General features: G+C 45.7%; 9 protein-coding genes. All 9 read left to right on the top strand.

The window, feature by feature from the left end; translation table 11 throughout:
- Positions 1-155 precede the first annotated feature (155 nt).
- The 9 genes from C162_RS20660 to C162_RS20620 are packed head-to-tail and all read left to right on the top strand — an operon-like array spanning position 156 to position 21,427.
- Positions 156-1,097: an ABC transporter ATP-binding protein gene (locus tag C162_RS20660; RefSeq protein ID WP_051493788.1), complete on the top strand. Its 942-nt coding sequence runs from the start codon at positions 156-158 to the stop codon at positions 1,095-1,097.
- Positions 1,094-1,825 (top strand): ABC transporter permease, encoded by a 732-nt coding sequence (locus C162_RS20655; protein WP_036697200.1) that lies wholly within the window; start codon positions 1,094-1,096, stop codon positions 1,823-1,825. Before C162_RS20660 ends, C162_RS20655 begins: the two co-directional genes overlap by 4 nt.
- A gap of 40 nt (positions 1,826-1,865) precedes the next feature.
- A complete protein-coding gene (locus C162_RS20650) occupies positions 1,866-2,729 on the top strand; it encodes a 3-hydroxyacyl-CoA dehydrogenase family protein (RefSeq protein WP_200869226.1) in 864 nt (287 codons plus the stop codon).
- On the top strand, positions 2,726-3,772 hold the full coding sequence (locus C162_RS20645) for an HAD-IIIC family phosphatase (protein WP_036697195.1): 1,047 nt from the start codon (positions 2,726-2,728) through the stop codon (positions 3,770-3,772). Before C162_RS20650 ends, C162_RS20645 begins: the two co-directional genes overlap by 4 nt.
- Entirely contained in the window at positions 3,769-4,041 is a 273-nt protein-coding gene (locus C162_RS20640; protein ID WP_051493787.1) for a phosphopantetheine-binding protein, read from the top strand. The genes C162_RS20645 and C162_RS20640 overlap by 4 nt, the downstream gene beginning before the upstream one ends.
- Positions 4,034-5,176 carry an acyl-CoA dehydrogenase family protein gene (locus C162_RS20635; RefSeq protein ID WP_036697193.1) on the top strand — a complete coding sequence of 381 codons (1,143 nt, stop codon included), beginning with the start codon at positions 4,034-4,036 and terminating at the stop codon, positions 5,174-5,176. The genes C162_RS20640 and C162_RS20635 overlap by 8 nt, the downstream gene beginning before the upstream one ends.
- Before the next feature lie 23 nt (positions 5,177-5,199).
- Entirely contained in the window at positions 5,200-15,456 is a 10,257-nt protein-coding gene (locus tag C162_RS20630) for a hybrid non-ribosomal peptide synthetase/type I polyketide synthase (RefSeq protein WP_051493786.1), read from the top strand.
- Complete coding sequence (gene fabD, locus C162_RS20625) at positions 15,453-16,721, top strand: ACP S-malonyltransferase (RefSeq protein WP_036697191.1); 1,269 nt, start codon at positions 15,453-15,455, stop codon at positions 16,719-16,721. Before C162_RS20630 ends, fabD begins: the two co-directional genes overlap by 4 nt.
- Positions 16,721-21,427 (top strand): beta-ketoacyl synthase N-terminal-like domain-containing protein, encoded by a 4,707-nt coding sequence (locus tag C162_RS20620; RefSeq protein ID WP_051493785.1) that lies wholly within the window; start codon positions 16,721-16,723, stop codon positions 21,425-21,427. Before fabD ends, C162_RS20620 begins: the two co-directional genes overlap by 1 nt.

Raw genomic sequence — 21,427 nt, 5'->3', positions numbered from 1 at the left:
TTACAACATTTTCATGTTAGGTATTGCACAATATAACCAAAAGTGTAATTATGTAAGTGTATATATGTTTTTTCTTTGTTTAATTATGGGTTTATATATTAATGATTACATATTTGTATCTTTGACAAATTAATAATAATGGTGTGGAGGTAATTATGGTTATTAATGTTCAAGGTGTTACTAAGATTTACAAAGGTTCAGGTGGATCTGAGATCTTTGCTAACGATGACCTGAATCTAAGTGTCAAAGAGGGTGAGATTTTAGGCCTTTTAGGTCACAATGGAGCAGGGAAAACGACTCTGGTAAGCCAGATTATAGGTTTAACTAAGCCGACTCGAGGCGAGATTTATGTTTTAGGGGAATCGGTAATTAACGACCCTGCCCGTGCTCGGAAATTATGTTCAATCCAGCCGCAGTCTCAGGTGCCGCTAGGAGAGCTGACTCCTTTGAAAGCGGTTACTATTATGGGGGAAATGCGAGGAGGGAAACAATCTGAAGTCATAAAACAGGCAGAGAGGCTATTTGAAGCACTGGATATCAGCCAATGGTCTAAGACGGAAGGGACCAAGCTATCCGGAGGCGTGCGCCGATTAACCGCTTTTTGCATGTCTGTGGTGCAGGCCGGGAAAATTATCATACTGGATGAACCTACCAATGATGTGGACCCTGTCCGTAGGCGATACCTCTGGAATGAAATCCGTAACCTAACCAAAGAAGGCGTGTCGGTAATTCTAGTAACACATAACGTTCTTGAAGCAGAGAAGGCAGTAGATCGAGTAGCCATTTTACATAAAGGAAAGATCATTACGCAAGGTACTCCGTCAGAGGTGAAGGGTTCAATAAGCAGTCATTTACGTATTGAAGCGAGTTTATCCGCAGGAATAGACAAAGTGGATCTCCCGGGCTGGGCTCTTTCATCCAATCAGGATAATGGGCGTATTGCAATATACATAAATCCAAATACTGTAGTCGAGGTAATTGAATGGGCGAAGTCTCAAATAGACGAAGGGAAGTTCCTGGATTATTCATTGTCCCCAACCTCACTTGAAGATGTGTATGTTAAATTGACAGGAGGAAAGGAGGGTTCGGCGCTATGAACTTTATAAAGCAAGTTAATTATGTATTTGCTATGCAATTTAATAGAACCAAGGGATTCCTCGTGTTCTTTGCCATTATTCAAATCATGGTTTCAGTAGGGATTGTTATTGGTTTTACTTATCTGTTTGAAAATCCTGATTCAAATTCGATGCTGTTTCTGGCAACAGGTGCTCCAACGATCATTCTGACAATGACGGGGTTGGTTATTTTACCGCAACAGTTGGCTACTTCAAAGGTCGAAGGATATATTGAATTTATTCGCACATGGCCAGTAAATCGCGCATCTGTTATTGTTTCGGATACATTGGTATGGCTGATGATAACGGTACCCGGAATATCGATTGCAACCATTATTTCACAGCTCACCTTTCAACCTGGATTTGATTTTTCGTGGACCATTGTTCCGGCATTTCTGCTTACTGCACTAACCTGTATTGGAATTGGTTCCGGTTTTTCTTATGCGTTGCCAGGTAATGCTGCTATGGCGCTTTCTCAAGTATTGGCATTTGCAACGCTCATGTTCTCACCAATTAACTTTCCGATTGATAGACTGCCGGAATGGCTTCAGCTCACCCATCATGTCTTGCCTATATATTCAATGGCGGAAGTGATGCGTTCTGCTATGGCTGCTTCTACTTTCGCAGTGGACTGGTGGCACTATGTTAATTTGTCCATTTGGTGTGTTCTCGGTTATGGAGGCGCAATTTATATTCTGAACAAGAAATAATATTCTTATCCAACTATGCCAACGGAAAGGGATGATTTCTATTATCGGAGTGGTCGCGGTGGTAGGAGCAGGAGTAATGGGGGGAGATGTCGCGGCGACGGCAGCATTCCATGGATATAAAGTCATTGTAAAAGATGTTGATCCTGAGGCTCTGGCAAAGGCGCCTCATATCATTCGCCAGAATATCAGAAAGTATAAGATGATTTCTCAGGATCTTCAGAATTGGAATATATCGGACATTCTCTCCAGAATTACGTTTAGTGACAGCTATGAAGGCTTTGAGCAGGCATCCTGGATTATTGAGAACACCACTGAGGATGTAGAGGTGAAAAGCGCAGTCTTCAGAGAGCTGTGTGAAGTATGCTCATCAAATGTAAGGTTTGCTGTAAATACCAGTTGTATTACAATTACCCAGCTGGCAGGTCTTGTTCCCCAGCCTGAGCGAGTTATTGGAATGCATTTTATGAATCCCGTGCCGTTGAAAGGCATTGTTGAGACGATCCGGGGGTTTCATACTTCTGATGAGACGATTGAAGCTTCCGAAGCTTTTCTTAGAAGCCTTGGTAAGACATCGGTTCTAGTTCAGGATTCTCCGGGCTTCGTATCAAACCGACTATCACACTTGTTCATGAACGAGGCAGCCTTCTTGGTTCAAGAGCAGGTGGCTGAGCCGGAACAGATTGACACATTATTCAAACAGGGATACGGCCATAAGATGGGCCCGCTGGAAACTGCGGATCTAATCGGGCTGGATACCGTTGTGCGTTCTCTTGATGTACTCTACCAAAATTATCAGGACCCTAAGTTTCGGTGTTGTCCGCTTCTGAAAAAGATGGTTGACGCCGGGCTGAAGGGCCGTAAAAGTGGTCGGGGCTTTTATACATATAATGAGAGAGGAATATGAATTTGAAGGACATAAAATGTGTAATCTGGGACCTCGACAATACTCTATGGGAGGGGGTACTGCTTGAGGGAGATCAGCTTTACTTGAAACCGGGTATTTCGGAGATTTTACAAATTTTAGACTCAAGGGGTATTCTTTTATCTATCGCCAGTAAAAACAACTATAAGGAAACGATGGAGTACTTAGAACAAGTTGGACTTGCCCATTACTTTCTCTATCCGCAGATTGGATGGGGGCCCAAATCTATTTCTGTAGCTAATATCCAAAAAAGCCTGAATATCGGTATGGACACCATTCTTTTTATAGATGACCAGATCTTTGAGCGGGATGAGGTAAGCGCGGCACATCCGGAAGTTAGTATTGTGGATGCTTCTAACTATAATAAGCTGCTGGGAATGGCAACTCTAATGCCAAAAGTAATCACTGAGGATAGCTGCAGGCGCAGGCTAATGTATATAGAGGAGCAACAGCGCAAAGGGGACGAGCTAGTATACCAAGGTACGCCCATTGATTTCTTGAAAAGCCTGAACATGGTATTCACCATATCTAAAGCTAACGAATCGGATCTGCAGCGTGCAGAGGAATTGACGGTTCGCACGAATCAGCTTAACTCAACGGGAGTTCAGTACAGTTCTGATGAACTTAAGGAATTGTTAAATTCCCCGCATCATCATTTGTGGATTTGTGAGCTGACGGATAAATACGGCTCTTACGGTAAGATTGGGTTGGTGCTGGTAGAGGTACAAGAAGAGGCTTGGGTTATTCATCTGTTGCTGATGTCCTGCCGGGTAATTTCCAGGGGAGTAGGAACCGTCCTGCTGTCTTTCTTGATGAAAGAAGCCAAAGCGCAAGCTAAAGGATTAAGAGCTGTTTTTCGGCGGACAGAACGTAACCGCCAGATGTTATTGACCTATCAGTTTGCTAACTTCGTGGAACGTGAATGTGTTGAAGATATCATAATCTTTGAGAACGATCTTACGAAGATTCAAGAATACCCGCCATATATTCAAGTGGATTCTCTTAGTAAAGGAGGAATAGCATGATGGAAACTGCGGAAAAAGCACGTTTGCGCATTCGAACTTTTATTGAAAACAATATGAACGAAATGTTTGATGATAATGAGGTTCACGACTCTGACAACATCTTTGAAAAAGGCTTCGTCAGCTCTTTGTTTGCTATGCAGTTGTTGAATTTTATCGAACAGGATTTTGCTATAGAAGTTAAGGATGAAGATATCCTGCTCTCAAACTTTAGTTCGGTAGATCAAATGTTGTGCTTAATAGAAAAAGTTAAAGGAGGCTCGTATGCATAAGGAATTTCAACAATCGATTCTTTCAAAAGCTACAGAGTATGCTGAGAAAGTAATCAGACCTAGAGCAGGAGAGTTCGACCGCCAAGAATATCTGCCTCGGGAGATTATTGATGGACTGGCTTCTCGAGGGCTATTAGGGGCTGCTATTCCTGAAAAATATGGCGGATTAGGCCTAGACCCTCTATTCTATGGATCTTTAACTGAAATTATAGGCAAAGCCTGTTGTTCTACACGTGCGTTATTGACAGTACATACTTCACTTGTTGGTGAGACGCTGGTTAAACTGGGAAGTTCCGCACAGCGTGAGCGTTACTTGCCAGAGATTGCTAAAGGGACAAAATTAGGCTGTTTTGCATTATCCGAATCTGGTGCGGGCTCAGACGCTTCTTCTGTCAAAACCCAGTATACAAAGAAAGAAAATATGTTTATTCTCAACGGCAAAAAAAAATGGATTACGTTTGGCGGCATAGCGGATATTATCTTGGTCGTTGCTGCTGAAGCTGATACACGAATAATCACCGCCTTTATAGTGGAGCGCACAATGCCGGGTGTCGAAGTCAAACCGATGAGTGGCTTGTTAGGGAGCAGAGCAGCCCATGTTGCCGAAATCTCATTTACAGACGTAGAGGTGCCGGCAGAGAATGTTTTGTGCAATGTAGGCGAAGGGCTTAGCTTTGTTGTTAATACAGCCCTGTTCTATGGCCGTTACAGCATAGCTTGGGCCGGTGTGGCCATCGGTCAGGCAGCGTTGGAGGAAATGGTGAGTTACGCAAGGACCCGGGAACAGTTTGGACAGAAAATTGGCAAGTTCCAATTGGTCCAAGGTCTTATTGGTGATGCGGTTACACAGGTCCATGCTGCAAGAGCGCTATGCATTAGAGCTGGAGAGCTATCTATTGCCGGAGATCATAGTGCTGTTATGGAAACCAATATCGCCAAGTATTTCACATCGATTATGGCCCGCCAAGTAACGTCTGACGCAGTGCAGGTATTCGGCGGCAATGGATGCTGGAACGAATATCCGGTAGAACGATTATTCCGTGAATCTAAGATTCTTGAAATTATTGAAGGAACATCACAGATTCAGCAATTGATGATTGCTAACTATGGGATGAGGAAATATCGCAGACGCTAGCTTTCTCTCATAAGGAGGTCAAAATGTGTACATATAATAACTTGGTCGAGGCACTTCGAGATCATGCTCGAGATGATGTTGGGATACACTTTCTTAACAACGCATTAGATGACGATTTTTTCTCCTATTCAGAGCTTTTAAATGAGGCAGGTAATTTCCTGTCAGCTTATCAGTCAGTTGGAGTGAACATTGGCGATGAGATGTTGTTATTGTACAAATCACCACGCGCTTTTGTGGCAGCATTTTGGGCCTGTCTTTTAGGGGGGATTGTGCCGGTACCTCTTGCTTTTCCTGAGAATAAGGATGAGATGCTTAAGCTATTTACAGTGTGGGGCATCTTGGAGCAGCCATGGATTACCACCGACAATGATACTCTGTTTAATAAGCTGAAATCCTTCTCTGATGAGGAAAATCTGTTGTCAGTTTATGAAGGGATGTCCTCTCATCTTTTTTACCCGGAGCAGATTGAGTGCGCTGGACGGGAACCTTATTTCCCCGTAATTCATTGCAAAGACATCGCCTTTATTCAGTTTTCTTCAGGATCTACCGGAGATCCCAAGGGTGTGTTACTTACGCATGAGAACCTCATGCACAACATTTATGACATTATTTCAAGTAACAACGTGCAGGATACGGATTCCTTTTTGAGCTGGAAGCCCATTTCACATGATTTCGGAATGATCTGTTTCCATCTGACTCCGATCGTTGCTGGCTTGCAGCAATACCGTATACCCACGAATACCTTTGTTTGGAATCCGATGTGCTGGTTCTCTGCAGTCAACAAATATAGAGCTACAATCCTGGGATCTCCCAACTTTGGCTTCAGACATTTCCTTAAACGGTTCAAGCGAGATACTGCACAAGCGGAGCAATGGGACTTGAGCTGCGTGAAAATTATCTTTAATGCGGCTGAACTTATATCGACTTCGTTATGTGAAGAATTCACAAAAGAGCTAGGGGACTGGGGCTTGCCCCCTGTGTCGATTAAGCCCGGCTACGGATTAGCTGAATCTACGCTCATTGTAACGGTTGTTCCGCCGGAAGAAGGGATATTAACGTATACGGTTGACCGGACGCAATTGGCATCGGGCCAGCCTGTCCGATTTGTTGAGCATACGGCACAAGAAGCATTGCAATTTGTAGATTGCGGCTTGCCTTGTGAGCACAGCGAGATCCGAATTACTGATGATATGCGAAGGACATTGGGGGAAGACACTGTAGGACATATCGAAGTTAGAGGATTGTGCGTTACTTCAGGATACTACAAGAACGCTGAAGCTACCCGTGCAGTTCTCAGCGAAGAGGGGTGGCTTGACACACAGGATTTAGGATTCCTGCACAATGGACGTTTGATTATGGTGGGCCGATTGAAGGAAATGCTTATTATCGGCGGAATAAATTACTTCCCTCATGATATCGAACAGGCCATACTGCGCGGTATGGGAGAAGATAAGCTAAATCAATATATTGTTTGCGGTGTACCTAATCCTGAATCAGGCACAGAGGATTTAGTGATATTTGTATATTTTAAAAAGAGCAGCGAAGAGTTTCTGCCTATTATAGAATTTGTTCGCAAGCAAGTATTGGATGGGTTAGGGCTGAAAGTAGACTACGTATTGCCCGTCAAAAAAATCCCGAAAACAACGAGCGGAAAAGTACAGCGTCATAAGTTAATTCGAGACTTTCTTGATGGGAAATTCGCTGGGAACATGGATAATTCAAATTGGGTACATCCAAAAAGAGCTTCAGCTGATATTTCACAAGCCCCCTCGCCCTTACATAAAGAAGAAATGTTAACGGTGGTAAGAGAAGAAGTAGAGAATCTATTGGGACGCAGCGGTATAGATATGCATGCTGGTTTGGTAGATCTTGGACTGAGTTCGGTCAAGCTAATGATACTTCAAGAAAACTTGGAGAAGCGTTTGGGTGTTGCTATATCGAGTACAGCAGTTCTGGACTATCCAAGCATTAGCGCTTTGACAAAGCTATTATCGCAACAGGAGGATCTTAAGGAATCCGGCGAAACTGAACGTCCTGCATCCGCTGAAGGCGGGAACATTGCAGTAGTAGGTATAGGATGTCGTTTTCCTGGAGGAGTGGATTCACCGGAGCGTTTTTGGAGTCTGCTAAGCGAAGGAATAGACCCTGTACAAGAAATCCCGGAATGGCGTTGGGAGAAAGATCCACAGGCCCAAGCGGATCTAACTACGCGCATGGGTGGCTTTCTTGATAATATTGATGCATTCGATCCGCTCTTCTTCGGGATTTCTCCGTTAGAAGCTGAGGCACTTGACCCTCAGCACCGGCTTCTTCTGGAACTGACTTGGGAGGCGCTGGAGGAGGCCGGGTGGAATCCCAAGTCTCTTAAGGGCAGCAATACCGGCGTTTTCGTTGGTATTGCCGGTAGCGATTATTTACAGGTTGGCCGGGATCTGGGGCATGCACCTGGACCATACACTTTTACGGGAGCAATGCTCAGTAGTGCAGCCGGCCGTCTCTCTTACGTCTTTGGTCTTCAAGGGCCTTGTATGGCCATTGACACTGCTTGTTCTTCTTCACTTGTAGCAGTGCAACAGGCCATGTTACAGCTTAGGGCTAATACTTGTGATGCCGCATTGGTCGCAGGCGTCAACCTGATTTTGCGAGCTGAAGGGCATGCCAGCTTCTCTAGAATGGAAGCCTTATCGCCTTCGGGCAGATGCCGTAGTTTTGATGAATCGGCGGATGGCTATATCCGGAGTGAGGGCGGAGTCGTGCTTGTTCTCAAACGTCTGGAGGATGCCTGTAAAGATGGAGATCATATTTGGGGAGTTATTAAAGGCGCTGCAGTCAACCATAACGGTCAGAGTGGAGGCTTTACGGTACCCAGCGGGCTGGCACAACAACAGGTTATTCGTCAGGCCTTAGCTGATGCTGAACTCAAGCCGGATGATATTGATTATTTGGAAGCACACGGTTCGGCCACCAAGCTAGGAGATCCCCAAGAGATGAATGCGCTGGTAGATGTATTCGGTGGGAGGGAGCGTCCTCTTTATATAGGAAGCGTTAAATCTAATATAGGTCACTTGGAGACGGCCTCAGGATTAGCCGGGCTTTGCAAAATTTTATTATCCATGCATTATAAGCAGATTCCGGCTAACTTGCACTTTAATAAAGGGAACCCGTTGATTAAATGGAACGAGATACCTTTTACCATTGTGAATGAGGTACAGGAGTGGGAAGCCCGGGACGGATTGAGACGGGCGGGCATCAGTTCATTGGGGATCAATGGTACTAATGCACATATTGTGGTGGAGAACGTACCAAGTGAGTTAACAAGTTCAGATGTAGGGCTCTCGGAGCCATCAAATCTATTTACGGTTTCGGCCAGGACTGAGCCGGCCCTGCGTGAGTATGTGAGAGCTCTGGCTGAGTGGTGCCGCAAACCTAGTGTGGGGATTACAGAGCTTTGTCGTACGTTGAGTATAGGCAGAGCAACTCTAACCCACCGGCTTGCCCTCAGTGTCGATAACATGGATACGCTTGCCGCACGCCTGGAAGCCTTGGCGGAACTACAGATGCCTGTGGGAGTGAAAGCAACTGAACAACCGGGAATGATAGTGTTCCTATTTACAGGCCAAGGTTCACAATATCATGACATGGCTTGTGAATTGTACCAGCAGGCTCCCGTATTCAAGGACAAGCTTGATGAATTGGATGCAGCATTCCAGTCTCAGATCAATGTGTCCCTTGTCGATTTAGTGTATGGTCACTCAAATGATGCATTGCAGCGCCCTTTGTATGCCCAACCCCTAATTTTCTCGATAGAAATAGCGTTGGTGCATTATTGGGAATCTCTTTCCATTATTCCAGATCTACTAATTGGGCACAGCATTGGGGAATATGCTGCGGCTTGCATAGCAGGCGTGATGAGTCTAGAGGATGCTGTGTATATGGTGGCTACCCGCGCTAAGATTATGGATGGAACTCCGGTCCAAGGCCGGATGATCGGTGTACTTGCCGATGAAGTCAAGGTAAGGGAGCTTATAGCCGGTTATGATGATGTATCAATAGCCGCTGTAAATGCCCCTGAGAATATCACCGTATCTGGTGGAACAGCCAGTATGGATAATCTGATACAGCGTGCTAAAAAGAAACGGATTTTCATTGAAGAGCTAGAGGTATCACATCCATTTCATTCCGTACTTATGCGTGACGACGCAAGGAAGATGGAGATGATGCTGGCAAATCTGAAGTTTCATGCTCCATCCCGGCGCTTGATATCCGCCTGTACCGGTACCTTCGTTTCAGAAGATACAATTATGAATGCGGCTTACTGGGGAGACCATCTAGTAGAGCCTGTGCTCTTCTCAGAAGCGATAACCACTGCGGTAGCGGCAGGGGGGAGTTTGTTCTTAGAAATCGGATCAACCGCTACCCTAAGTGGGTTGGTTGCTCAGAATATTAGTAATCCGGATATTCTAGTACTGCCAAGTTTGCGTAAAAATCGATTAGCATGGAAACAGATGCATGAGTGTATGGGGCAATTGTGGCAGCTAGGGTACCCTATTAATTGGAAGGCTCTCTATGGTGGACATGCTGCTCGCATTGGCAATTTACCGCATACCCCCTACGAGCGTCAGAGAGTGTGGTATTCCGATAACAGAATTGCTGCTTTGCCCGGAAATATATTGCAATCTGAATCGATCAGAAGTGAGGTTGCAGCGACTCTTGAGGCAACGCCTGCTTGGGATGTAGACACCAGTGGAATTCAGAAGCAGCTTAAAGAAATGATTTCACAGGTGACTGGTGCTGCTGCCGCTGAGATCTCTGGTTCCCTCAACCTGTTTACTCTAGGGTTGGACTCTCTGATGTTAGTGCAGCTAGGGAAGAATATCAGAAAAAGTTTCGGAGTGGATATTCCTATAAAAACCTTCTTTGCAGAATTACATACTGTTGAACTACTGGCGAACTATATCTTAAAAAATCACACGGTAGCAGTACCTGCTTATCAGGTTCCGGTGAAAGTAGAAAGTAATAGTAATTCTGATGATGTGCAACAGATTATTAACCGTCAGCTAACCATTATGGAAGAACAGTTGCGCCTGTTGAATGGTGTTGTTGTACCAGATAAGAAAAAAAATGCTTCAAGCTCGCCGCCTGTTAGTATCACTAGCTCCAGGGGCATCAAGCTCACGGAGGATTCACTAACACCGCGTCAGCAAGAATTCTTGAACAAATTCATCATTCGATGGAACTCGCGCACCCGGAAATCTAAAGCATATGCCTCTGAGTATAGAGAAACGCTGGCTGATTGGATCGTAAGTCTTAACTTTAGCCGCAGCATTAAAGAATTAGTCTATCCATTGGTTTCGGCAGAGTCCCAAGGCTCCAAGTTCTGGGATGTAGATGGAAATGAATATCTGGATACTGCAATGGGCTATGGAGTATCATTTTTTGGACATAAGCCTGAGTTTATTATTGAGGCAATTCGTAATCAGCTGGATAAGGGCTTCGAGCTTGGACCTCAATCGCAATTGGTTGGGGAGGTAACCATGCTGATCCGTGAGCTTACTGATGTGGAACGTGTGGCTTACTGTAATACAGGTACTGAAGCCGTTATGGTCGCTTTGCGATTGGCGCGATCGGTCAGTGGAAGAAGCATGATAGCTAAATTTACCAACTCTTTCCATGGAAGCTTTGATGGTGTTTTGGCAGAAGCTGATGGCGGTTATAGCCAGCCTATGACCTCAGGCATACCGCAGTCTATGGTGGAGGATACGGTAGTACTGCGATATGGTAGCGAGGAATCCCTTGCGGCTATCCGCAAACATGGGTCGGAGTTGGCAGCCGTATTGGTAGAGCCTGTCCAAAGCCGGAATCCAGGGCTTCAACCAAGGGAATATTTACATCATCTAAGGGCTATTTGTTCAGAGTATGGCATCGCTTTGATTTTTGATGAGATGGTGACAGGCTTCCGTATTCATACGGGCGGAGCACAGGCGTATTTCGGGATTCAGGCGGATATCGTTACTTATGGCAAGCTGATTGGCGGCGGCATGCCGATTGGTATAGTGGCAGGCAAAGCACTGTATCTGGATGCAGTGGATGGCGGTAACTGGTCGTATGGCGATGAGTCAGGACCGTCAGCTGAGACAACCTTCTTCGCAGGCACCTTCTGTAAGCATCCTCTGACAATGGCTGCTTCCAAAGTAGTGTTGGAGCGCTTGAGAGACAATGGAACAGCTCTGATTGACGAGATTAATGAACGCACCCGCTGCTTTGTTGAGCGTTCTAATGCTTATTTTGCTGAAGCGGGTGTGCCCCTTACAACCTTACAGTTTGGTTCGATGTACCGGTTTGTTACAGGGGTCTCTACAGATATGAGTGTATTGTCATTAGAAATTAATCTGTTCTTCCGTCTGATGATGGAAGCAGGTGTGTATGTGTGGGAGAGGCATACCTGCTTTTTCTCAGCAGCTCATACCAATGAGGATTCAAGTAAGATTCTGGAGGCATTGCGGTACAGTGTGGAGACACTGAGAGCCGGAGGCTTTTGTTTCAGAGCGGTAGAAGATCCCAAAGACCCCATTGATCCGAATGAGATGTCTAAATCCAGCCCGATTCAGTTTGGATTGTCTTCTGAGGAGCGCAGGGTTTACATCATGTCTAGGTTCAAAGGCGGCAACGAAGCCTATCAAGTACGCGGCTTGCTCGCCATGGATGGAATTCCTAATATTCCTGAATTAAAGAAAGCTTTTAAATCCCTATCCGACAATCATTTGATGTTGCGAAGTTCATTCCATGTCAAGAATTCAGAGGTAATCCATGTTATTGCCGAAACCATAGAACCTGAATGTATACATGCCGATTTACGGAATGGCGACAGCTTGGAGCGGTTTGAAGTACTATGGAAGCGCCCATTTGATCTTACTCAAGCTCCTCTATGGCGGTGGGGACTATTGGTAGATCATGATGGCTGTTATAAGCTCGTATTTTGCTTTCATCATCTAATTGTGGATGGCGCTTCTATAGATATCATTCTGCAAGATTTGGAGCAAGTTTCCAGAGGTGCTATTCCACAACAATCTTTTTTCACTTATCAGGATTATGTACAAGCAGAGAAAGTATTTCTAGCAAGTCCTGAGGCTTCCCGGCAAAGGGACTGGTGGCTAAAACAACTGAGTCCCCTGCCTGCTGGGCTTAACTTGCCGAATGATGAATTAAGACCGGCAATTAATACATTCAAGGGAGCAAGCAGATTTTTCACTATAGAGTCTGAAATGCTATCTAATGTGAAGGTACTGGCTCGGAAGTATCAAACCACTCCTTTCATGTTATTTTTGGCAGCTTGGGCAGCATTTTTAGGACGGATTGCAGTTCAGTCGGACTTCTGTATCGGCATTCCATGGAACCGGAGAAACAACAATGATCTTGATGGCATAGTCGGTATGTTTGCGCAGACGCTGGTATTACGGCTACAGCCGGAGCCAACGCTATCATTTGAAGAGTTTCTGGCGTCCGTTAAGGAAAGATGCCTGGAGGCTTATGGAAATCCGGAATATCCATTAGATAGGTTATTGGAAGATTTAAATGTACCGCGGGATTTGGGGCGAAATCCACTATTTGATGTCATGTTTATTTATGAGAATGGCCAGCAGAGAATTGTGGAACTTGGTGGAATTCAAGGCGTGCCGGAAGAAGTTCCAACGGAACATGCTACTTTTGATCTGACGCTAGAGATGATCGAGCGGGACGGTCAACTCTTCTCCAGTATTAATTATGCTGTTCCTTTATTTAGTCAATCGAGAATTGACGAATGGATCATACAATTTAAGAGCTATTTACACGAAATGATTCTTAATCCTTCCCAGTCATTAGATGAAATACGACTTCTAGGAGAAGATGAAGAGGAAGAACTAACAAGCAAAGGAATGGGGCCCGAGGTCAAGCAGACAGGAGCAATGACTGACAGGATCATGGCTGAAGTAGTTAAGGAACAGAGTGATAAGCCTGCAGTCTGGTTTCGGCAGAGAGAATGGACATATTCGGAGCTTGATGTCCGCGCAGGAGCTTTGGCTGCAAGAATGGCGGATATTGGTATAGGCAAAGAAGATATAGTGGGCATATTGTTGCCTCGAACACCAGAAATGCTGGCAGCGATGCTTGCAATTCTTAAGGTGGGGGCGGCATGGCTGCCATTGGACTTGTCATATCCAGATGAAAGCTTGCATTACATGTTAGATAACAGCAGAACGAGCCTGGTAATATGCGAAGCTTCCTATGAAGGCCGCTCCCATTTCTCTATACCTACCTTAGATCCGGCTGATGTAATGGAATATAAGACGGAATGTACCTTTGAGAATCAGAGCAGCACTGAAGATTTGGCTTACTTAATATTCACATCCGGTTCAACAGGCAGACCAAAGGGCGTGCAGATCGAACATGGTTCTTTGGCTAACTTCCTCTGTGGTATGGCTAAGGCATTGAATTGGACGCGGGGAAGCCGGACAGCTTGTTTGACTACCATTAGTTTTGACATATTTCTGCTAGAAACATTCCTCTGTCTGTCTCAAGGGGGATGCGTGGTTCTGGCGGATGAACGTGAGACAGCTGATCCCCAGTCTATAGCACGACTTGTACGTGAGGGACAGGTGGACATTTTACAAATGACGCCTACACGGTTGCAGTTAATTCTGACGGACCCGCAAGTGATGAAAGAGGTTATGGGTTCCATTCAGACCCTCATCGTTGGAGGTGAAGCCTTTCCGAAGAAGGTGCTGCCAATGCTCCAGCAGTTCGAATCGTTGAGGATATTCAATGTTTACGGACCAACAGAGACATGCATATGGTCCACATGCAAAGAGCTGACCTCTGCTCAAGAGATTAACATAGGTGTTCCTATACAAAATACACAAATCTATTTGCTGGATGCCTATAGACAATTGGTTCCTGAAGGAGTAGAGGGTGACCTCTGGATTGCAGGAACAGGAGTGGCTAGAGGATATATCAATAATCCTAAGCTAACTGCAGAACGTTTCACCGAGAATCCCTTTTATGAAGGAAGAATGTATCACACGGGAGATCGAGCAATATGGAAGGGGTCAGAACTAGAATTTGTCGGTCGCAATGACGATCAAGTCAAGATTCGCGGTTATCGTATCGAACTTGGTGAAGTAGAGGAGGTTATTAAACAACATCCTGCTATCGCCAATGCTGTTGTGGCGGTACAGGAGCTGGGCCCAGGTAACAGTGTATTAGCCGCGTACTTTCAAACGAAACCCGGAATGGAGATAGTCAAGGATGGGCTTATGGAATGGATTGCAGACCGTCTCCCTGAATATATGGTGCCTGCAAGGTTATCAGAGCTGTCTGTCATTCCGCAGACTCCGAATGGAAAGATAGACCGGAAGGCTCTGCCTGCAGCACCCGTTATTGTTACTGTTCGTAATGAAAACATCGAAGAACCTCTATATCAATTGGACACTACTCTGCTGAATATATGGAGAACATTCGTGGGTGAGCGCGATATTGGGATCCACGATAACTTCTTTGATGTGGGTGGAAACTCATTTAGCCTTGTGCTGGTGCAGGCTGAGTTAGAAAAGATCTTCCCGGGTGTTGTCTCGGTAGCGGACTTGTTTGCGAATCCTACGATTGCACGGTTGAGACATTATATTCATAGTTCCATTTCTAGTGCGTCTACAGGACAAGAAGGTGTACTAACCCTTGCAGATTCTTGGTTCAACCATTCTTCCGGGAATGAAGGGCGTTTTGCAGCGACTCTGACCCCGGGAATGGTTCGGACTTTAAGAGAAATGGGGACAGAGAATAATAAGATCAGCATCTCAGAAATCATAATGTCTCTATTTGCTGTATACCTGCACAAGGAATTAGGGCAAGAAACAATACCTATCTGGTTAATAGCAGATTCGGAAAGAGCAGGTTTCATTGATTTTGATTTTGGAAGACGCTCGGATATTGGACAGATGCTCAGTGAATGGTCTTCTGCTGTTCAGTCATTTAGTGATTATCGACTCTTACAGACGATAAGCCCATTAATCACTGCAGAGAACGGGGTGCGAGTGGGATTCATCACAGACCATGGACTTGATTGGCATCGTGTGCTGAATGACCTGGATTTCGTGCTTGCACTTGAAGGAGCGGACGAAGAAATCAAGCTCGCTATTTATTATAATGGACGCCTAAAGGCGGAAATTATACGGAACCACCTGAACCGATTAATAAAGATGCTGAATATAGTGATTAGCAAAACTAAATCAAAAGGAGATACTTCATGAGCCAAATAGTTGCAATGTTTCCTGGGCAAGCATCTCAATATGTGGGTATGGGTAAAACATTATTCGTGCGCCATGAATCGGTGCGCCAACGATTCTCGAAAGCCTCGGAAATATTGGGCTTTGATCTGTCTGAGTTGTGTTTCAACGGACCTTCCGCTACATTAACACAGACTGAAAACACTCAACCTGCGATTCTTGTTCTTAGTGTGGCTATGTTTGAAGTGGCTCAAAAGGAAGGGTTTCAGCCTTCTTTTTTGGCTGGTCACAGTCTCGGTGAGTTGTCTGCGCTGACGGCATCTGGTGTGTTGGATTTTGAAGATGCTGTCAGGCTGGCGCGAATTCGGGGAGAGGCTATGGCTGCATGCTCTACAGGCATTAAGACAGGAATGTCAGCAGTAACTAATGTTGAAGCGTCCCAAGTTGAAGTGATAGTGGCAAAATTACAAGCTGAAGGATATAGTGTCCAGATCGCTAACTACAATACCCCGTTGCAGACAGTATTGTCGGGAAGTGCTGAAGGGCTACAATCCGCAGGAGAACGTCTGGTTGCCATAGGAGGGAAGGTACATCCGCTGAATGTAAGCGGCGCATTCCATAGTACCTTTATGTCAAGTGCGGTTGAGAGAATGGTTGCTGCTATGGAGCCTATGAAGTTTGGGGATATGTCAATTCCTGTTATGAATGGACTTGAGGGCCGGCTGTATACGAAAGATGATGATATTAAGTCTATTCTTGCAGCTCAATTGACTGGACCAGTACGCTGGACCACGGTGCTTGACCGATTATCCGAAGAGCGCATAGCGCTGTGGCTGGAGATGGGACCAAAGGATGTTCTCAAAAAAATTGGATTACAAACATTTCCTGATAGTAAATTCTATGCCTACGATGATGAAGCAGACAATGAAGCTAGTAGAACACAGCTTGCGGCAATTCTTCAGAATAAAGAGCGACTGCCAAACCTGGTGGGACTTTGCCTGGGTGCAGCGGTAAGCACACGTAATACAAATTGGGATGAGGCGGCTTATCATAAAGGTGTTGTGGAGCCTTACAAAAATATCCAAAACCTGTACGACAAGGCTGCAAAAGAAGGGCGTACTCCAAACCACGAAGAAATGCAGGAAGCATTAGCTCTATTGCGTCAAATTTTTATGACTAAGGGCATTCCTCCAGAGGAACAGTTTACAAGATTTAGTTTGTTATTAAAGGCATCGGAAACTGACCGGGATTTTCCAGAGTACTTGACAACGGCTAAGGAGGGCTGTTGATGGTAACACCGATTTTCAGTCTTGATGATATTGATCTTAATGATATATCGGATAGCTCGTCTGACACTGAGCTTGTGATACATTCCGAGAATTTGCGCCCCCTTTCCCGGGCAATTGCCATTATCGGTATGGACGGTAAAGTGGGTGAAGCGGAAAATCTGGAGTTATTTTGGGAACTATTAGTGAATGAGCGGGAGGGGCTTAAATCTCTCTCGGAACAAAGACGCCGAGACTTGGATAACTATACAAAAACAAGAGGCCTGGAGTCCCCTCTTCCTGAAAACGCATATGTTAAGGGAACTTTTTTAACAGATTTAACCGGTTTTGACCCTCTTTTTTTTGGTATATCCCAGCAAGAGGCAAAGTATATGGATCCTAACCAGAAAATTTTCCTGGAAACGGCATGGAAAGCATTAGAGGATTCAGGGTACGGGGGAAAGGAAATACAGGGATCGGATACTGGAATCTATGTAGGATTCTCATCAGACTTTGGTGAAGCTTACCGGCATATGTTGACGTCACTAGACCCGGATGCGTCTGAAGTTGCGGTAGCCGGGAATATTAAATCGATTATAGCAAGCAGGTTGGCATACCATTTAGATCTTAGAGGCCCTGCTTTATTGGTCGATACGGCCTGTTCCTCGGGGTTAATGGCCATGTACTTAGCTTGCCGCTCCATTCAATCAAGGGAATGCTACATGGCTATTGCCGGTGCTGTCAAATGTGACCTTGTTCCTTTGTTAGAAAGTAAGGAGAGCAGAGTAGGCATAAAAGATATTCAAGATACATTTGCTCAGGATGGACATACCCGCACCTTTGATAATGCTTGTGCAGGTACTACGGCAGCTGAGGGTTCCTTTGCTTTTGTATTGAAGTCACTGGAAGCAGCGGTAAGAGACGGAGACACTATCCGAGCTGTAATTCTGGGAGGAGCCGCTAATCAAGATGGTGCTTCTAATGGAATTACCGCTCCTAACTCTGAGGCTCAGGAAATGTTAATTGTTCGGGCCTTGAGAGATGCGGGTGTCTCCGCTGAGAGCATCAGCTACATTGAGGCTCATGGGACGGCCACCCGCCTCGGAGATCCCATTGAGGTCAGCGGCATTCAGCGTGCTTTCAAGCATTTTACGAACAAGAAGCAATTCTGTGCGATCGGTTCTTTGAAAACAAACATAGGACATTTAGACAATGCTGCAGGTCTTGGGGGAGTAGCGAAGATAGTGTTGGCCATGCAGCAAAGAGTGCTTCCTGCCAGCTTAAACTTTGCTATACCCAACCGTAGTATTCCTTTTGTGCAGTCTCCTGTATATGTAAATAATCAGACTGTATCCTGGCCAGGGGATCAAGATAAGGCTGTACGCGCAGGAATCAACAGCTTTGGGCTTAGTGGAACCAATTGCCATTTGATAATGGAGTCTGCTCCGGTTCTACAGCAGCGCTCACGTTCTACGGAACCAGGCCCGCTCCTGCTACCTTTGAGTGCCAAAAATGAGATGGCGTTAAAACAATTAGCCGCAGCTTACAGTAACCGTATAGCGGAGTCTACTGTAGACTTGGCTGATGTAGTTATGACTGCTTCGCGGGGACGTCTGCATCATAATCTGCGGTTGGCGGTTGTTTTCGAGACCCGTGACCAATTATGTTCATTGCTGGAACGGTATGCGAACAACGGACCGGAGATGTTGTCTGACACATGCTTGTTCTATGGGGAGCACCGCCTCATTGCAGATGGAATGAATCGGCGCCGTTCTACAGATATAACGGAGATGGAACAGGAGCGTATGAGCCATGAGGCGATGACTATGATTGAGGGTAGTCAACACAGGCCGACAAAAGAAGTTCTGCTCAAATGGGCACAGCTCTATATCGCAGGGGGAGAGCTTCCTTGGAGCCAGCTTACTATCGATTTGGAAGCCCGGCGCATCCCGCTGCCAACCTATCCGTTTCAACATATACGTTGCTGGCCGGAACCTTCTCAGGATGGAACTGATACCAGCTTGAACCCGCTCCATCCTTTATTAGGTACGTCATTGGTGCATACCATTGGACACACATTAATCAAAAGCATTCTCGGGCCTGAGACTCATTGGGAGCTGGCTGAACATAAAATCCAAGGTACATATCTACTACCCGGAACGGCTCTTGTTGAAATGATGATGGATTATGCGGGGAGACATAACGGGCAAGACATGTCTTTGTATTTTAAGGATATCCGCTTTGAACAGCCGTTCATGGTGGATCACGAATCCTCTAAAGAGCTGCATCTTCTTGCAGAGGATGACGGTGGTCGTACGCACCTCCGGTTTGCCAGTCTTTCGTCTGATGGTGAATGGGTACAGCATGCTGAAGGGTTCTGGTATAACGAAGACATTATACAGCCGGACATTCATTCTAAGGTTGATTTAGAAGCGATAAGGGCACGAATGAACCGGTCCGTTGCGATGGACTCAAGTGAAGACTTGGCTAGAGGATTAGAGCTTGGGGGGCGTTGGGTTCATTCTTTTGTGAGCGGTATGATTGATGATTCTGCGGAGGAATTTTTAATCGAACTTTCTTTGCCTGCTGAATATATGGGGGATGAAGCCGCCTATACTCTGCATCCCGCTTTAATGGATAACGCAGTGAATGCGGCTAACAATATGATGGGAGAAGGAGAACTCTATCTACCATTGTCCTACGGCAAGTTAGTTGTACACCGACGTCTTCCGGCCCGTTTTTTCACGCATTTACGTAAGACCCATGGAGTAAAGGGAGACCCTGTTCACCGTTTCGATATTAACCTGTATGATGCCCAAGGCAGTCTGGTCGTTGAGATCCGTAATTATTGTATAAAGTCTGCTTCTGAAGCGTTCTCTGGAACGAAGGGGGCTAATAACTATGGACGTAGAGAGGTTTACCGTCCTTATCCCTTGCCTATGCCGAAGCAATTACCTTCTGGAACGGTAGTACTGGCAGGAAGAATCTCCAGAACCTACGAGCGGTTGTTGCAGGCTCTGAAAGAGAGAGGACACCGCGTAATTGAGATTACCTCGGATTCCGGTGATTGGGAGCAGCCGTTAAAGTTGTTATCTAATGAATGGCTGTCTCAGGCGATTTTTGTATGGGACACTCCAGGAGCTCTCAGCAGCCAGCTTGAGAGTTGGGGGGAGGTTGATGAGGCTGTATATCAGGGGGCCGCTTTCTTAAAGGCATGGTCAACCGCCAGACTCAAGACTCAAGCAGGTGTGATTGCCCTTACCCATAGGGGCTGGTCTGTGGGCGATGACGAAACAGATCTACATCCGGGGCAGGCGGCTTTGGGGGGCCTGTGGCGTGTAGGCGCTCTTGAGTTTGAGACAATGAACTTACGCTGTATCGATCAGGACGAAGAGACTTCTAGCGATGTTATGTTGGATGAATTTGCGGATGTTGGCAGACCGACATTTTTGGCTTACAGAAAAGGGCAGGCCTATGAGCCAGTCGTAGAAGACTGTGCTGTGCCAACGCAAGCTGCACTTCCAGTGCCAGTGCATTCAGGAATGTTTGTTCTTAGTGGAGGAACGGGCAGTCTTGGAATGGAGGTAGCGGGACTTTTGGCCCGGCGCGGGGTAAAGCGAATGGCTTTATTAGGTTATCGTACTATTCCAGCAAGGGATTCCTGGGAGCATTTAGTTGAGAGCTCAATGGATGCTGAACTGGTTATGCGACTGAAGCAATGGCTGGAGTTGGAACGGGTGTTAGAGGTATTGGAGGTCCGCTCAGTTAGAATCGAAGACTTTGAAGCAGTTGCTGCTCTCATGTCGGAGCTTCGTAGTGACCACGGACCGATTCAGGGTGTTATTCATCTGGCTGGCCGGGCAGGATCAGGGTTCTTATTTCAAAAAACGGAAGAAACCTTCCGCGAGGTATATGCCCCGAAGGCTAATGGCGCTTTGAATCTGCATCTTGTAACGTTGGAGGATCAACCGGAGATCTTTATACAGTTCTCAAGCATCTCCTCGCTGCTGCTTAATCCCGGCCAGTCGGATTATACAGCAGCTAATATGTTTATGGATTCGCTGGCTGCATATAGACGGCAGATGGGTTTACCTGCTTTAAGTCTTCAATGGCCGGCGTGGCGTGAGACCGGTATAGCCTGGCGGATGAATGCTGTAGATGAAGACGAACTATTTACCCCTCTGAACACCGATGAGGCTTTGGCGCTATTCGATAGGATTGTATGGAGAGGCCAGGAGCTTCCACCTGTTATTATGCCTGGAAGGACATTCAAAACGAATGGTTATATACAACAAAAGCCAAAGATGCTTCACAATACAGTGCCACAAAAAAGGACACAAATTACACTGTTGGGTATCACTGAACCGGACGAATTCGATTTGGAAGTGGCGGGCATATGGGCTCGTACACTTGAATTAGACAAAGTAGAGGCCGACGATGAGTTCAGTAGTATAGGAGGCAATTCTCTGCTGACATCACAAATGCTCAGGGAATATGAAAAAATCTATCCCGGGATAATGGAAATTGCAGATCTCTTCACTTATACGACCATACATAAACAAGCGGGATATGTAAGAGAACAGCTTGGTAAAGCTGCTTCTGCAGCTACAGCTCCGATTACAGATTTCAATAAAAATTTGGACGAAATACTTGAGCTGGTAGCAACGGGAGAACTGACGGTCGAGGAATCTTCTTCACGCTTAACCAATAAAAAAATGAAGGAGGGATAA

The organism is Paenibacillus sp. FSL R7-269, assembly GCF_000517865.1.
Taxonomy (GTDB): domain Bacteria; phylum Bacillota; class Bacilli; order Paenibacillales; family Paenibacillaceae; genus Paenibacillus_AQ.
The sequence above is the reverse complement of the archived record's forward strand: the minus strand, read 5'-3'. Positions and strand labels throughout refer to the sequence as shown.

What these genes read in the sequence shown, in the direction of transcription:
- C162_RS20660 (WP_051493788.1), top strand. Translation starts at nt 156, where the DNA reads ATGGTTATTAATGTTCAAGGTGTTACTAAGATTTACAAAGGTTCAGGT.
- C162_RS20655 (WP_036697200.1), top strand. Translation starts at nt 1,094, where the DNA reads ATGAACTTTATAAAGCAAGTTAATTATGTATTTGCTATGCAATTTAAT.
- C162_RS20645 (WP_036697195.1), top strand. Translation starts at nt 2,726, where the DNA reads ATGAATTTGAAGGACATAAAATGTGTAATCTGGGACCTCGACAATACT.
- C162_RS20640 (WP_051493787.1), top strand. Translation starts at nt 3,769, where the DNA reads ATGATGGAAACTGCGGAAAAAGCACGTTTGCGCATTCGAACTTTTATT.
- C162_RS20635 (WP_036697193.1), top strand. Translation starts at nt 4,034, where the DNA reads ATGCATAAGGAATTTCAACAATCGATTCTTTCAAAAGCTACAGAGTAT.
- C162_RS20630 (WP_051493786.1), top strand. Translation starts at nt 5,200, where the DNA reads ATGTGTACATATAATAACTTGGTCGAGGCACTTCGAGATCATGCTCGA.
- fabD (WP_036697191.1), top strand. Translation starts at nt 15,453, where the DNA reads ATGAGCCAAATAGTTGCAATGTTTCCTGGGCAAGCATCTCAATATGTG.
- C162_RS20620 (WP_051493785.1), top strand. Translation starts at nt 16,721, where the DNA reads ATGGTAACACCGATTTTCAGTCTTGATGATATTGATCTTAATGATATA.